Here is a 14,150-nt window from a genome sequence, read left to right on the forward strand (position 1 = left end):
TGCACCCCTCTATCGATGTGTATTAGCGGCTGGAGACCGTGCCACATCGCCATCCGCACTCAAGCAGCGTTTCTCGATACACCCCTCTATCGATGTGTTTCAACCGTGACTCACTTAACTTAGTCAGCCAACTTAGTTGGCTGACTCAGCTAACTAGGTCAGCTAATGGCAACGCCCGGAGCCAGCACTCAAGCAGCGCCGGCCCCAACCGTTCGACAGGCAGATGCGCGACAGACGGGCCGCCGACGCTGACAACCCAGCGGATACCGACAGTCTTGATTCCGCTGTCAGCGCTACGTCCCCGCAAGCGGCGGTGGTACCAACACCAAGCGAGGTCCACGGAACAGACAACGCAACCGGCTACGTCGTCTGGCATCGAAAGCACCTCCGGACTGCCGACCAGCTGGCGCTCACGCGGGCGGTTTCCGGAGGTGATGTCGTCTGCCCGCTGTTGGTTTTCGATCCAGCATTCTACGGTGACGGTGGGCTTGCGTGCGACGCTCGGATTCGGTTCTTTCATGAGGCGGTCGCGAGCCTTGACCGGCTCTATGCCGCAGCGCCGGCACCGACGGTCACACGAACAGCCGAGGCCCCCCGAGAGCGGCTGGCTGCGACAACGCCGCTGTCACTGAACGAGACTCGAGAGGACGACCGCACGGCCGAAGACTCACTTTCCGGCGCATCCTCCCCCGGCCTAACTATCGGATACGGTTCTCCGCCAACAGTGCTTCAGCGGTTTGCGAACAAAGGATGGACGATCCTGACGATGGCGACTCCAACCAGTCGGTATGGCAAGCGCCGGGACGACCGTGTTCGGGATGTCTGTGGGAATAGCATCGAGTTCATCTCAGGTGACGGCCTTGTCCGTGGACAGGAATGGTCTCGGACCAACTGGCAGACACACGTCGAAACGTGGCTCAACGAGGCCCCGCATACTCCGGCGTGGAGTACCGCCGACACAACGCAATTCGTACTCGAAACGGGTATCACGCCGGCCGCAATCGATGCTGCATTCGACATTTCGCCCTCGAAAACCTTGGTTCCGACCGGTACGCACCGCCGGGCAGCCGAACGGCTGCGTTCGTTCGTCGAACGGATACACTCCTATCCGGGGAACATCTCTGCGCCACAGGATGCCAGAGAAGCGTCCAGCGGCCTGTCGCCGTATCTCAATTTCGGCCTGCTTTCCGTCCGGCAGGTGTATCAGTCGGTAAGCGAGCAGGCTCCGGAGTGTCGGGGCCGGCAGATGTTCACCGACCGATTGGTCTGGAATCTCCACTACAACCAGAAGCTGGTCGATTGGCCGGGATGGACCGACACAGCAGTCAACCCAGTTTTCGAGGACTTCAACCGCGACCACCACGACCCGGAGTTGGTTCAGGCATGGAAAGGCGGTGAGACGGGCTTCCCCATGGTTGATGCGGCGATGCGGTGTCTGCGACAGACCGGCTGGCTCAACTTTCGGATGCGAGCGATGTGTGCGTCCTTTTTCGTGCATATCCTCCAGCAGCCGTGGTGGATCGGCGCTGACTGGTACCACCATCACCTTATCGACAGCGACGTCGGAATCAACTACACGCAGTGGCAAAGCCAAGCGGGAACGATCGGCAAACCCGTCCAGCGAGTATACAACCCACGCAAGCAGGTCCGCGATCACGACCCCGACGGCGACTGGATCTGCAGGTGGCTCCCCGAACTGGCCCCGCTCCCAAACACGTTTCTTGACCGGCCCGAGCGAACACCGCTGGCAGTACAGACCGACTGTGGTGTCACCATCGGCGACGACTATCCGCGTCCAGTCGTCGATTTTGACGCTCGCCGTGAGGCGTTCTGGTCACGGTACGAACGGCACCACCCAGCCGCTGCTCGCCAGCTTGCGCGCCCGGAAATCGCAAAACGAGCATCGTTTTCTGGTGGATACGACGCTGCGAAATCCATCGCGGCCGAGTACGGAGACAGCGCCGAAGACAGCGCTGCCGACATGCAGCTTTCACTTTCCGACGCTGCCAGTCTGGATGAGGCAGCAGATGCAGCCGAAGACGAGATGGGTGGGGACGGGACGGACGAGTCTTAGCCGCGAGAGCTGATAGATTACTGGACCTTCCCAGCGCCTCTGGAGCCGGGCTAGCTGTGTATTAACCAACAAACGGCGAAACCCGGCCGAGTGTTGGTTAAGACGGAACAGTAATCGGAAGCCCGCTGCTCACTGTATGGAGTCCCCGAGCGACCCCTCGTACTTTTCGCGGTCCTCGTCGGGGAGATAGCGTTGCTCCCACTCAATGACTTCCGGGAACCCAGAGAACTCGTGGAGGCTCCCGATATCCTGCTCGTTGAACTGGGTGTCGATTTGTCGCATCGCATCGACCGGGTCCTCAGCAAACGCCTGCAGGTTCTGATGGACACTCGCTATCGTCGCAAGCGTCGCTGCAATCGGGAAGATGACCATCTCGAACCCGAGCTCCTCGAGCGTCCCGAGGTCGACGTACGGTGAGGTACCGAGGTCCCCAACGAAGTTGTAGAGGAGCGGCCCCTCAACTTCAGCACCGATACGCTGCAGCTCTGACTCGTCGGTCGGTCCTTCGACAAAAGCAACGTCTGCCCCAGCATCGAGGAACGCATTCGCTCTGATGATGGCTTCTTCGAGCGAGCCGTCACCGGTCCCCCGGGCGTCAGTGCGAGCGATAAGTACGAACTCTTCGGCGCGCTCCGTGCGGACTTCGGCAGCGGCTTGTATCTTCCCAACGGCTTCCTCACGTGGGATAACCTGTCTCCCTTCCGTGTGCCCGCACCGCTTTGGGAAGGTCTGGTCTTCGATGTGTATCGCCCCGACACCGGCTTTGATATACTCGCGAACGGTCCGTACGACGTTCGTCGCGTTCCCGTACCCGTTGTCCGCATCTGCGACCAGCGGGACGGAAATCCGCTCTTGGATGTTTGCGGCGTTGGATATCATCTCCGGCATCGTAATGAATCCAGCATCCGGGTAGCCGGTCGCCGACAGCGATGTCCCGTATCCAGTCATGTAGATCGCATCGAAACCGACCGTATCCGCGACGGCCGCTGTGAGCGGGTCGTGAACACCCGGACAGACCAACTGGTCGTCCCCGTCGAGCTGCTTGCGGAGCTGTCGTCCGTACTCAGTCATTGCTCGCCCCTCGGCGGTCCTGTGCGAAGGCAGTATCGGTACAACGCGACTGGCGTATTGAGAGTATCATTCTAATTCAGCAAGCACATCGTCGGTTTCGACGACATCACCGTACTTCTGGTCGATGTCAAAGAGGTTCGCTCTGTGCGGTCCTTCGGCACGGTCGCCGACAGCGTCGGCCGGCACGATGGTTCGGTAGCCGTGCTGGAGACTGTCGACGGCTGTCGCGCGGACACAGCCGCTGGTGGTGACGCCGGCGAGCACGAGCGTATCGACGCGGTTGGTCGTCAGCTCAGTTTCGAGGTCAGTGCCGAAGAACGCGCTGGCGTACTTTTTGAGGATGACTCGTTCGTCGCCGGCTGGCGCAACGCTGTCGTCGACCTCGACTGCCTCCGTGCCGAGCTGAAGTTCCCGGAGGGCAGGTACCTTCTCGATGAACCGTCCAGCATCGCCATAGGACTCCTCGAAGGCGACTGTCGTGAAGTACCGTGGCAGGTCGTTTTCTCGGAACGCAGCCAGCAACCGCTCGGTCTGTTCGAGCACGCCCCCCACGTCTGACCCGAGTTCCGTTTCTGGGTCAGTAAACGCGTTAATCAGGTCGATAACGACCAGTGCCGGCCGCTCGCCGAGGCCGACGCTGGAGCCGAACCCCGACTGGTCGTCGGACATCTCGAACTCGTCTGGCCAATCCATGATGTAGTTGGTCCCGTAGGCTCTCTTTTATTGGTGCCGGTCGTTGAACTCGCGTCGCTCGGTGGCGATCTGCTCTTCGAGCACCTCGTCGTCCGGAAGCGGTCCGTAATCGAAGGCGCCGGGGTCGTCGCGCGATTCGCGACGTTCAGCACGACGCGCTTCGGTCGCTGCTTCATCGACGGTTCCGTCATCGGTAACGACGACGCCGTACTCCGACTCGGCGGCATCCGGGGAGACGAGGCCGCGTTGGACTTCTACGGCTACCGTCTCTGGATCGCGCTCGAGCGGGTCCCCGAGGCCGCCGCCGCCAGCGGTGCTGAACACGAGTTTATCGCCAGCCTCGACGGGGACGTTCTCGACTTTCGACGGGAGCGCTTCTTCAGTTCCGTCGGTCCGAATGAGCCGCTTTTTGCTCGTTTGGGCGTGCTTGCCGCCGTCGACGCCCCACGGGTACGTGTGCGCTCGGTCGTCTTGGAAGGTGATAGCGCCCGGCTCTTCGAACGTGTAGACCTTCGTGATGCCGTGGCCACCACGGAACTCGCCCGCGCCGCCGGTATCGGATCGAGTGCTATACTCATCGATGGTCAGGGGATAGTAGGCTTCCTGGTACTCCGCGGGCACGGTACGGAACAGGGGCCACCACGAGTGCCCATCAAGCCCGTCGCCGCCGGGACGGGCCGGAATCCCGCCGTACAGGATTTCGAGCATCTGGAACTCGTTGCCCTCGGAATCGGTACCGGCGTAGACGAGATTCGGTGAGGTCCCGTAGCTCCCCGCCACCGAGAAACCGTCGATGAGCTTCGAGAACGTCGCCTGCAGGACGTCAAACTGCCGAGCCATCAACGGCAGTCTATTCCCGAGTGCGGCTGGGAACTCCGGCTGGACGACCGACCCCTCCGGAAGCGTCACATCAAAGAGGTCGTAGTAGCCGTCGTTGAACGTCAACAGCGGGTCAAAGGCCATAATCAGGAACACCCCGGTGAACATCTTGAACATCTTCTCGTTCAACAGGAAGTTCACCGTCCCCGGAACCTGCTCGTCGGTGCCGGTCCAGTCGAGATAGACCGTATCCCCCTCGCGGTAGATTTCGAGCCGGAGCTTTATCGGCCCGTTGCCCATCCCGTCGTCGTCGACGTAGTCTTCGAAGGTGTACCGCTCGCCTTCAGGGATGAACTCGTGGATGAGGTTAATCATCCCCTCACGGGTTCGGTCGAGAATCGCATCACAGCCCTCCATGTACGTCTCCTTGCCGAACCGGTCACAGAGTTCGTGAACACGCGTTTCGGCGGCTTTCGTTCCGGCCGCCAGTGCTTTGATGTCTGCTTCGGCGTGCTCCGGAAGCCGGGTGTTGTGGGCAAACGTCTGGAGGAGCTCGCTGTCGATCTCGCCAGCCTTGTAGAGCTTGACCGGCGGTAGTCGCATCCCCTCTTCGAAAATCGTTTGGGCTTGAACAGGCATGCTACCGGGCGTCTTTCCCCCGACGTCCATGAGGTTGCCCCACTGGCTGGAAAACCCGACGAGGTCCCCTTCGTAGAAGATCGGCCGCAGCAGCAGCATGTCCGGCGTGTGAGAAACCGCCCCGGCACACATGTAGGGGTCGTTCGTCGCGATGACATCGCCGTCTTCGAGTTCGTCACGGTCGAACGGGGCGTTGTCGAGTATCGTATCGATTGCGGAGCCGAACTGTCCCATAATCATGCGACCTTGCGCATCGGCGATGAGTGGGAACTGGTCGGACTGCTCGCGGATGACGGGGCTGATGGCCGTCGTTTCGACGACACGGTCCATCTCGTCGCGGGTGTTCGAGAGCGTGCTCTCGATGATGTCAAGCGTTGTCTGGTCGATATCGTGCTCACCGACGAAGTCGGGGGTTTCGGCGCTCATTTGGCATCACCTCTGGTAATCTCGATGTTGCTGTAGCGGTCAATGCTCGCAACGTGGTTCGGCTGGACGACGACTGTCGAGTCGTCGTCGATGATAACTGCCGGGCCGTCGATTTCGTGGCCGGGGGCGAGTTTCCCCCGGTCGTAGACGACCGTCTCGTAGCTCGCGCCGTCGAAATAGACATCGTTGGTCGCGATGGCCGCCGTACTGGGGTCTGTGGCGGTCGGCTCCTGTTCGTCGATAGTAACGCCCTGTACTGTTCCCTTGCCGATGACACGGAGGTTCGCGATTTCGAGCGGTGCGTCCAGCGTGAAGCCGAACTGCCGGTCGTGTCGTGTCTCGAAGTCGTCTTTGATTGCTGCCAGCCCGGCTTCATCCTGGAGCCGTTCGACATCGACGGGAATCGACATCTGGATGTCCTGTCGATAGTAGCGACACTCTGCGAAGTAGTCGAACCGGTGGTCGTCTTCAGCGACCCCTTCGTCGGCGAGCCAGGACACGGCGTCGTCACGGAGCGTCTGGAACTCCTCGTAGACGTCTGCCCCCGATGTCTCGGTGTCGGTTTTGAGGTACGTTTCGGAGAACTCGTTTTGGACATCCGAGGTGAGAAAGCCAAACGCCGACATCACGCCGGGGCCGGGGGGAATGACCAACGGATAGGCATCCATCACGTCGGCAAGCGCGTTGGCGTGCATCGGACCGGCTCCGCCGAAGGCGACAAGCCCGAACTCGCGGGGATCGTACCCGCGCTCGACGGAGACGACACGGAGCGCGCCGTACATGTTCTCGTTGACGATGTCGAGAATCGCCTGTGCGGCTTCTTCGACCGACGTTCCGCGCTCCTCGGCAATCGTCGCGACGGCATCGCGGGCAGCATCCCTGTCGAGGTCCATCCGTCCGCCCAGCTGTACCGACGGGGGGATACGACCCAATACGACGTTCGCATCCGTAACCGTCGGCTCATCGCCGCCCTGCCCGTAACATGCCGGCCCGGGATCTGCCCCGGCGCTTTCGGGGCCGACCTGCAGCGACCCGTTCAGCTGCACTCTGGCAATCGAACCACCGCCGGCGCCGACGGTGTTCACGTCGACAGACCGGGATTTGAACTCGCGGTATCCGACCTTCGTCTGCCGGGTCGTCTCCGGCGTACCGCTCTCGACCAGCGAGACGTCCGTCGACGTCCCGCCCATGTCCAGTGTGAGAACGTCCGGAACGCCTTTTTTCGAGGCGATCGTCGCCGCACCGACGACACCGCCGCTCGGCCCGGAGAGGGCAAGTTCAACTGGCCGTTCCTTTGCGGCCTGTGAGCTCATCAGCCCTCCATCGGAGCGAACGACGTTCATCGTTGCTTCCGACCCTGCCTCCGCCAGCGACGCGTCGAGGTCATCGAGATACTCAATGACCTTCGGGCGGGCATAGTCGTTGATGACAGTCGTCAGCGTACGCTCGTATTCGCCGTATTCAGGAACGATTTCGGACGAAATTGACACCGGAAGCTCCGGCGCTTCCTCGTTGACAATCTCTCGAACGCGTTCCTCGTGAGCCGGATTCAAATATGAGTTCAGCAGCGCGACTGTCAGCGACTCGACGCCGGCGGCCTCAAGCTCGCGAACTGCCGACCGGACTTCTGTCTCGTCGAGCGGCTTCGCCTCCTCGCCATCCGGCGAACTGATACTGCCGCCGATTCCTCGCGTGTCGACGAGGTCTGCGAGCGGGTCCGGCTTTTCCATATCCATCCAGCCGTACAGCGGCCCCGGCGTCCATGCTCTGGCGAGATGAAGGATATCCTCGTGGCCCGCCGACGTGATAAGTCCGACACGCGACCCCGTCTCTTCGAGGAGCATATTCGTCACCACCGTCGTGCCGTGGAACAGCAAGTCGAGCTCGGCGACCGTTGTTCCTGCCTTCTCGGTCGCCTCTTCGACACCGTGAATAACGCCTTCAGACGGGTTTGACGGGGTTGACAGCACCTTATCAATTGTCAACTCGTGAGTCGATTCGTCGAATACGATAACGTCGGTGAAGGTTCCGCCGACGTCTACGCCGAGGTTGTGTGTCATGATATACCGTGTACCACCGGTGACGATGCGCTGGGGAGTAAGAATTCCCCCAACAGCCGTTGGCCATTTTTATAGAAACGTTCTTGTCGCTCGGTGTCAATTACCATGAATGGACGGGATGTTCACCGCTACAGTCCACTTTACGCAACACCGGGAGTGTATCCTCCGTGAGCTAACCGCGGATGTCGAGCGCCCGGTCCCTATCGAAATCGAGGAGTTACAGAACGGGGTTGTTACGTTCGTTCTCCAGGCAGGTTCGCATGCCGACGCTTTTCAGACTGAACTCGAAGCGGCCGACCACGTCAAGCACGTCAAACGGCTCAACGAGGAGAACCTTCTCGTGACTAAGCCGTCCTGTGGAGCCTACTCAGCGATCTACCAGAACCACGGAACGCTCCAGCGGTCGAATATCGTCAACGGCCGCCAACGCGAGTACAACATTCTCGTTTTCCAGCGGTCGGATCTGAAAGACATCATCGCTGACCTCCGTGAGTTCGGGACGGTAACGCTCGGCCGGCTCGAGGAGTTCAAGACGACCGACTCACCGCTGACAGCACGGCAGCAGGAGGTAGTTAGCGAAGCCCTCACCCGCGGCTACTACGAGTGGCCCAGAGAGATAACAAGCGAAGAGCTGGCTGCCGAACTCGACATTAGCCGCGCGACACTTCACGAGCACCTTCGGAAAGCAGAGCAAACGCTGCTTTCTTCCGAAGTGGGTTAGCGCCGGCTGGGGTGCTTAACCAACAAATCTATGGATTTTCGGTTTCTGTTGGTTAATACGAGGCAACGCCGATGTCCTACGAGCCACCGACACCCCCGGCGGCCCTCCCGACCGAACTGGTCGATACACTCAACGAGTCATCACCGGGACAGCTTCGGGACGTAGCCCACTATGCCGAAGAGCTAGCCGAACACAAAGACCGCAAAGCGCGTCTTAAGGAGGGCTCCGACGAAGCCAGTGCTGAAAGCCGCCCCGAAGACTTCCCCGACGATGTCCCAGCGAAGGCGACGATTACAGCGGTAGCGAGGCGAAAGCCCATCGGCTTTAGCCGTGGGATGAAGCCGACAACTGGGAACCGTTCCACACTCGTAGCCACGGCTGGATATTCCACGTCAAAGTGCTGACCTTTATATAAGATAAAAAACTACGCTTACATATGTCGAATCAGGGTGTCACTCGGACACTCAAAGCGAGCATCAGTAACCACTCGCAAGTCTGTGACGACCTCGATTCGCATGGCTTTGCCGCGTCGAAACTGTGGAACGTCGGGCGATGGACGATTTCGCGTGTCTGGGACGCTATCGGACACATTCCAGACGCCGACGAACTCTGTTCGTACCTCAAATCCCACGAACGCTACGCAGACCTACACAGCCAATCTAGTCAACGAGTTCTTCAGGAACTCGGGGAGGCGTTCGTCTCGTGGTACGAACAGGACGACCCAGACGCGAATCCACCCGGCTACCGCAAACACGGCGACGACCACCCGCGCTCAACGGTGACGTGGAAAAACCAGGGCTTCAAACTCGACACCCAGTATAATCGTGTCCGTCTCTCCAAAGGCACGAACATGAAAGAGTCGCGCTACGCCGCTGACTACATCCTCTGTGAATACACGCTCCAGACGGACGAGCAGACACTCAACGCTGTTGAAAGCGTCCAGACGGTGCGTGCTGTCTGGACCGACGAGCAGTGGGAACTACACTTCGTCTGTAAAATGCGGGTTGAGACGCCTGAGACGCCCGGTGAAAAAACAGCAGGTGTTGACCTTGGTATCTGTAACACGGCGGCAATCTCTGTTGGTGATGAGACACTGCTGTATCCGGGGAACGCGCTGAAAGAAGACGCCCACTACTTCCGACAGCAAGAATACGAGACGGCAGGCGAGAACGGTCCGAGCGACCACGCAGAGTGGGCGCGACAGAAGAAATCCCGGCGGCAAGCGCATTTCCTGCACGCGGTATCGAAAGACATCGTTGAGCAGTGTGCTGGACGAAATGTTGGGACGATAGCAGTTGGCCATCCGAAGAACATCCGTGAGGATGAAGACTGGGGACGACACGGCAACAAGCGACTACACGACTGGGCGTTCGAGACGCTTCTCAGCCACCTCGAGTACAAAGCCCAAGAGCGGGGCATCGACGTAGAGCGTGTCGACGAAGCAGGGCTGAAAACGTCGAAAACCTGCTGTGAGTGTGGGACGGAAGCTGACTCGAATCGAGTCGAGCGTGGGTTGTATGTGTGTGCAAACTGCGAGTTGGTCGCCAACAGCGACCTGAACGCGGCAGAGAATATGCGAGCGACGGTGACTCCGAATCCGACACAGGATAGGAGTAACGGCTGTTTGGCTCAGCCTTCGGTACGCCTGTTCGACAAATCCACGGGGCGAGTCGCCCCACAAGAACAGGTTGTCCCGTGAACCCTAATATCCCAACGCGGGAATCCCACGGCTTCAGCCGTGTGGAAGAAGTCAAAATCAAGGAAATCAACGACAACCGCTACTACTACTGGCAGTGGCGGGATGGCGATCGGATTAAATCCAAATACAAAGGTCCGGTTTCCTCAGACGAACAGTAGTGTCTTGCCCGCTCCGGACTGCCCGTTCATCTCCTACGCGGTGTCGGGACGGGTGTTAACCAACAAACCGGTGTCAACCAGAATTGTTGGTTAATTCAGCACGCTAGCTAACGCCCGTAGTCGGCGCTTCCCCAGAAGCCCCAGTCCGAGGATCCACTTCCTGTTTGCGCAAACTTACATACGTCCGGGGAGTGGCAGTTACAAGCCCATGACAGAAATACCCGACCCCCTCCGCACGCTGTACAGTGCGTCAATCGAAAAGCAAGACGGAACGTACACTATCGAAGTTCCGCTGCAGGAAATCGAACATGGCGCAGTGGAACCTGGCGAGACGTATCGCATTGCGATTCTTGAGTCAACAGAGACGGACACGTCGTCCCAACAGCCGTCGCGGCCGGCACCCGCACCGACTGCTGACGCCGACGAGCCGACGGGGCCGCCTGTGGATGAAGGCGAGATCAGAGAGGTTACCGTCGAAACGGTCGGCGACCAGGGCGACGGCATCGCGAAGGTCGAGCGCGGCTACGTTATCATCGTCCCCGACGCGGCCCCCGGCGATGAGCCGACTGTCGAAATCCAGCAGGTTCGGGAGAACGTCGCCTTCGCGGATGTCGTCGGCCACGAGTAGCAGGCCGCGGGTCTCCGGTGGCTTTTGCGGATGACACCGAAAATAAACCCACCGTCGTTCATCGACCGGGGAATCCGGCGACGATGGCCACGGGGGTCAGCAGGGTAAACAATCCAAGCCCGGCAGCGAAGAATATCCGTTGTCGCCGTTTTTGGTGTGAAGTACCTCGGGGGCAAGTGGTTCGAGACGCCGAAGGCGTCTCGTCATCACGGAAGACGAAGTCTTCCGTACGACCCCGAGGCACTCTGCTTGCTATCTCTGTAGATTGCGGTTATCGCTGTTGCTTATGACTTCACGCTCAGAGCGTCGGGGTTCTTGTCGGTGGTTTCGCAGCGTCCAACTCCCCCAAACGACGTATCCCCACAGCCCGGCCGTTACACACATCCAAGGCCCAATTCCGGCGATGGTAATGGGAAGCGGTAGCGGGGCTCCGTCTGGGGGATTAGCCAACATTGCATATCCGAATACCGAAAAGAACGAGAGCAGAAACACCCCTCCACCGACAGCAGCCATCGTCCCAAACACGTGCCCGATGGTGTCGGGCCGGAAGCGAGTCCCCAGCCGCTTGCCGTCGTTGTCTGTCGTAGTGTCTTCACTCATCTTGCTTTGCAGTTGCCTCCGAAGTGATTAGCTGCTTGTCGCAGACTGCCGAGTAGTGTATACACAGCCAACAGCACAGCCGATTGGGATTGTGAGCCACCAGGTGAGCGCGAAGCCAACACCGACAATCAGGCCTGCCAACTCAACTGCGGTAAACAATGCCGTCCCAGTTCCGGTTGAACCAGCTCCGGTCACGAAAAGAAGGGCGCTGAGGAGAACAAACGCCACGGCATACGTGGCTACCGTCCCGACAGCGCCTTTCAGCATACCGCTGGACTTGGTTTTGCTCGGGGACAGCCTCTCCCCGGCTACTCCCACAAGAAACGCAGCCGGAATAGTGACGACTAGCCCGGCTAGTGACGAGTAGACAACCCAGTAGAATTCGAGTGCAGTAAAATACGGATTCCACTCAAGCGTAAACAGGCTTGAGTCGATAACCCACACCGACGCGATATACAGCACCGAAGCTGAGATAGCGCCTACTGCGGCCGCGTATCCAGCTGCAATATCTCGATGATCTGTTCGCGGACCGTATTCTTCAACGGCACCTTGGAGGGAATCGCTGTTCGGGGACTCCATACTATCTTCCCCGTCCGGATACATTGTATATGTTATGGTGCGGTTCAATCGAGGCTGCCACTGGGCACGGGAGTGAGTGCGATAAAGAGATGCTTGTTCAACTGAAAGGTTTTTATCAAATCATTCAGAAGGATGTGGCGTGCAGCGTCGAAAGTTCTCCACTACGACTGGTTCTGCCCTCTCAATCCTCTTCGCTGGCTGTCTTGGTGGTACCGACGTTCCTGACAATGAAAATGGTGGCGAGAATGCTGTAGAGGAACGTATAAAAACGTGTGAAGAACAGTATATTCAGGATGAAGTGGTTACCAGAGCTGACGAGACGATAGACGACACCCTCCAGCCTGCCGTTGTCGATAGCGAATCCCGAGGAGATGGGGAGTTTGTAGAACTGAGGACAGAATTCGGCGTCACCCGACAGGCCGACGATGCACCCGATGAGCATATCGATTATCTCGTGACTGCCTATTATCTTGTTTCCGATGACATAGTGTATCGAACCGAAGGGGACGAACCAGAAGGCGACCCTCGTGACGGGATAACAATTGATTGCTGATACCAAAACTGACCGACCCGCCATGCAAGACTCACACCCCATGCACTAAAATCAGCACAGACCCAAGTCTATTTCTGAGTTAGTTATTCTAATCTTGCTTGATACCTAGATAAGAGAATGCACTTACAATAACTGATAAAAAACGATTTGAAGCCTCCGCTGTATTTTTTGCCACCCTGACCGAAGCACCGGTGGCGGCACAGGGCACTAGCGGTGCCGGCCATCCCCACCCCCTGCACGGCCCCGCTGTTACCTTTCCTTCCCCACTGCCGCCCTTTCCCTGCCAAGTCACTTCACCTATCCAAAAATTCTGGACGACTGTAAATAGAATACGGCACAGAAATATCGATAATGGTACTTAACAGTCCAAATAGTTATTACATGTGGGTTCTATTCCGATATATGGAATCGGGTGTCAAACATAATTCCGCCATTTTTGCGAGTTCGACGACGGTAGTCAACACGACGGGGGCACAGCCATGACCAAACGACATGTTGAGGTTCCGGTGGAGACGCAGGCGGCCATAGACGAAACCATCGACTATGTCGACATGCGACTCTCCGAAGACGACACCGCGGATGCAGTCGCAGAAATTCTCGCCGACCTATTCGGGGATAGTGACGTATACGAGCAGTACCGCGCCGGCGAGTCGCTACCGCCGATGACTCGCCTTCGGGTCCGGAGCTACGACCCCCGAAACGTGCTCATCGAGACCGAACACTGGGCCGAACAGGAGTTGTCGGCACTTCAAGAGTCGAAATGCCTCCGATATCTGTGGGAGGGGTTCGACCTGTCGCCGCTGTCGAACAACCTTGCCTTTGCGCTTCCCTTCCGACAGACGCTTGCAGACCACCTCTTCGCGGAGGCCGGTGATGGCCTTCGTCTGTTTTCCGGCATCAAAATCCAATGCGGGCACAACATCGAGATGGGCGACAACGTCGTCGTGCACAATGATGTCCTGCTTGACGACCGGGGGCGTCTGCAGATCGGCGACCGCGTGTCGGTTGCAGACCGGAGCCACATTCACACGCACGCTCACGATACTGTCGACCAGTCCGACGTGACGAACTACGAGACGATTCTTGACGATGACGTGCGGCTGGGATACGGGTCGATGATCAGTGCGGGCTGCCGTATCGGCGAGAATGCGATGGTCGGGTCGGGCGCAACGACGCTTGGGGATGTGCCGCCCCACCACATCGCCGCCGGCTCACCAGCCAAGAGCGTCAAAATAAAGCCTGGCTGGGAGGCCATCGCTGACGACCCCGGCCCGCTGGTCGACAACCGCGAGCGCCGACAGCTCCCGAGCGACGTGCCTGACTCGGTAGATGAGTTTGACGAATTCAACCGGAATCTCTCACCGCCCAGTGAGAGCTAGCCTCGCCGATCGGCTCCGTGTATCGACTGTGCGGACTTTGAACACAAAATA

Annotated in this window: 13 protein-coding genes; 8 read left to right on the forward strand and 5 right to left on the reverse strand. The window is 59.0% G+C overall.

Translation table 11 applies throughout. The features are described from left to right. The first annotated feature begins 223 nt into the window (after nt 1-223). Complete coding sequence (locus tag NP_RS13690; protein ID WP_011324483.1) at nt 224-2,074, forward strand: cryptochrome/deoxyribodipyrimidine photo-lyase family protein; 1,851 nt, start codon at nt 224-226, stop codon at nt 2,072-2,074. Between the two features lie 129 nt (nt 2,075-2,203). On the opposite strand, the gene NP_RS13695 is transcribed toward NP_RS13690, so the two are convergent. The 4 genes from NP_RS13695 to NP_RS13710 form a co-directional block, all read right to left on the reverse strand. Further along, on the reverse strand, nt 2,204-3,145 hold the full coding sequence (locus NP_RS13695; RefSeq protein ID WP_011324484.1) for an isocitrate lyase/PEP mutase family protein: 942 nt from the start codon (nt 3,143-3,145) through the stop codon (nt 2,204-2,206). A 66-nt stretch (nt 3,146-3,211) separates the two neighbouring features. Beyond that, nucleotides 3,212-3,838, reverse strand: coding sequence for an isochorismatase family protein (locus tag NP_RS13700; RefSeq protein WP_011324485.1), 627 nt, complete (start codon nt 3,836-3,838; stop codon nt 3,212-3,214). Between the two features lie 27 nt (nt 3,839-3,865). After that, the gene (locus NP_RS13705) at nt 3,866-5,722 is read right to left on the reverse strand and encodes a hydantoinase B/oxoprolinase family protein (RefSeq protein WP_011324486.1); all 1,857 of its coding nucleotides are present in this window, start codon (nt 5,720-5,722) and stop codon (nt 3,866-3,868) included. Then, on the reverse strand, nt 5,719-7,782 hold the full coding sequence (locus tag NP_RS13710) for a hydantoinase/oxoprolinase family protein (protein WP_011324487.1): 2,064 nt from the start codon (nt 7,780-7,782) through the stop codon (nt 5,719-5,721). The genes NP_RS13705 and NP_RS13710 overlap by 4 nt, the downstream gene beginning before the upstream one ends. Nucleotides 7,783-7,891: 109 nt before the next feature. On the opposite strand from NP_RS13710, the gene NP_RS13715 reads away from it, so the two are divergent. From NP_RS13715 to NP_RS13730, 5 genes are all read left to right on the forward strand, one after another. Beyond that, on the forward strand, nt 7,892-8,503 hold the full coding sequence (locus NP_RS13715) for a helix-turn-helix domain-containing protein (RefSeq protein ID WP_011324488.1): 612 nt from the start codon (nt 7,892-7,894) through the stop codon (nt 8,501-8,503). Nucleotides 8,504-8,574: 71 nt separating this feature from the next. Next, nucleotides 8,575-8,907 carry a hypothetical protein gene (locus NP_RS15035; protein WP_011324489.1) on the forward strand — a complete coding sequence of 111 codons (333 nt, stop codon included), beginning with the start codon at nt 8,575-8,577 and terminating at the stop codon, nt 8,905-8,907. Nucleotides 8,908-8,939: 32 nt separating this feature from the next. After that, complete coding sequence (locus NP_RS13725; protein ID WP_011324490.1) at nt 8,940-10,202, forward strand: RNA-guided endonuclease InsQ/TnpB family protein; 1,263 nt, start codon at nt 8,940-8,942, stop codon at nt 10,200-10,202. After that, nucleotides 10,199-10,360: a hypothetical protein gene (locus NP_RS14670; protein WP_158303770.1), complete on the forward strand. Its 162-nt coding sequence runs from the start codon at nt 10,199-10,201 to the stop codon at nt 10,358-10,360. The genes NP_RS13725 and NP_RS14670 overlap by 4 nt, the downstream gene beginning before the upstream one ends. A 208-nt stretch (nt 10,361-10,568) precedes the next feature. After that, a complete protein-coding gene (locus tag NP_RS13730; RefSeq protein ID WP_011324491.1) occupies nt 10,569-10,988 on the forward strand; it encodes a TRAM domain-containing protein in 420 nt (139 codons plus the stop codon). A gap of 627 nt (nt 10,989-11,615) precedes the next feature. Here NP_RS13730 and NP_RS13735 read toward each other — a convergent pair. After that, the gene (locus NP_RS13735; RefSeq protein ID WP_011324493.1) at nt 11,616-12,167 is read right to left on the reverse strand and encodes a hypothetical protein; all 552 of its coding nucleotides are present in this window, start codon (nt 12,165-12,167) and stop codon (nt 11,616-11,618) included. Between the two features lie 139 nt (nt 12,168-12,306). On the opposite strand from NP_RS13735, the gene NP_RS14275 reads away from it, so the two are divergent. Both NP_RS14275 and NP_RS13745 read left to right on the forward strand, forming a co-directional pair. Continuing rightward, a complete protein-coding gene (locus NP_RS14275) occupies nt 12,307-12,720 on the forward strand; it encodes a hypothetical protein (RefSeq protein WP_011324494.1) in 414 nt (137 codons plus the stop codon). 479 nt (nt 12,721-13,199) lie between these two features. After that, nucleotides 13,200-14,099 carry an acyltransferase gene (locus tag NP_RS13745; RefSeq protein ID WP_011324495.1) on the forward strand — a complete coding sequence of 300 codons (900 nt, stop codon included), beginning with the start codon at nt 13,200-13,202 and terminating at the stop codon, nt 14,097-14,099. Nucleotides 14,100-14,150 lie beyond the last annotated feature (51 nt).

The organism is Natronomonas pharaonis DSM 2160, assembly GCF_000026045.1.
GTDB classification, from domain to species: Archaea; Halobacteriota; Halobacteria; order Halobacteriales; family Haloarculaceae; genus Natronomonas; species Natronomonas pharaonis.

What these genes read in the sequence shown, in the direction of transcription:
- NP_RS13725 (WP_011324490.1), top strand. Translation starts at nt 8,940, where the DNA reads ATGTCGAATCAGGGTGTCACTCGGACACTCAAAGCGAGCATCAGTAAC.
- NP_RS13700 (WP_011324485.1), bottom strand. Translation starts at nt 3,838, where the DNA reads ATGGATTGGCCAGACGAGTTCGAGATGTCCGACGACCAGTCGGGGTTC.
- NP_RS13705 (WP_011324486.1), bottom strand. Translation starts at nt 5,722, where the DNA reads ATGAGCGCCGAAACCCCCGACTTCGTCGGTGAGCACGATATCGACCAG.
- NP_RS13735 (WP_011324493.1), bottom strand. Translation starts at nt 12,167, where the DNA reads ATGGAGTCCCCGAACAGCGATTCCCTCCAAGGTGCCGTTGAAGAATAC.
- NP_RS13710 (WP_011324487.1), bottom strand. Translation starts at nt 7,782, where the DNA reads ATGACACACAACCTCGGCGTAGACGTCGGCGGAACCTTCACCGACGTT.
- NP_RS13690 (WP_011324483.1), top strand. Translation starts at nt 224, where the DNA reads ATGCGCGACAGACGGGCCGCCGACGCTGACAACCCAGCGGATACCGAC.
- NP_RS15035 (WP_011324489.1), top strand. Translation starts at nt 8,575, where the DNA reads ATGTCCTACGAGCCACCGACACCCCCGGCGGCCCTCCCGACCGAACTG.
- NP_RS13730 (WP_011324491.1), top strand. Translation starts at nt 10,569, where the DNA reads ATGACAGAAATACCCGACCCCCTCCGCACGCTGTACAGTGCGTCAATC.
- NP_RS13745 (WP_011324495.1), top strand. Translation starts at nt 13,200, where the DNA reads ATGACCAAACGACATGTTGAGGTTCCGGTGGAGACGCAGGCGGCCATA.
- NP_RS13695 (WP_011324484.1), bottom strand. Translation starts at nt 3,145, where the DNA reads ATGACTGAGTACGGACGACAGCTCCGCAAGCAGCTCGACGGGGACGAC.
- NP_RS13715 (WP_011324488.1), top strand. Translation starts at nt 7,892, where the DNA reads ATGGACGGGATGTTCACCGCTACAGTCCACTTTACGCAACACCGGGAG.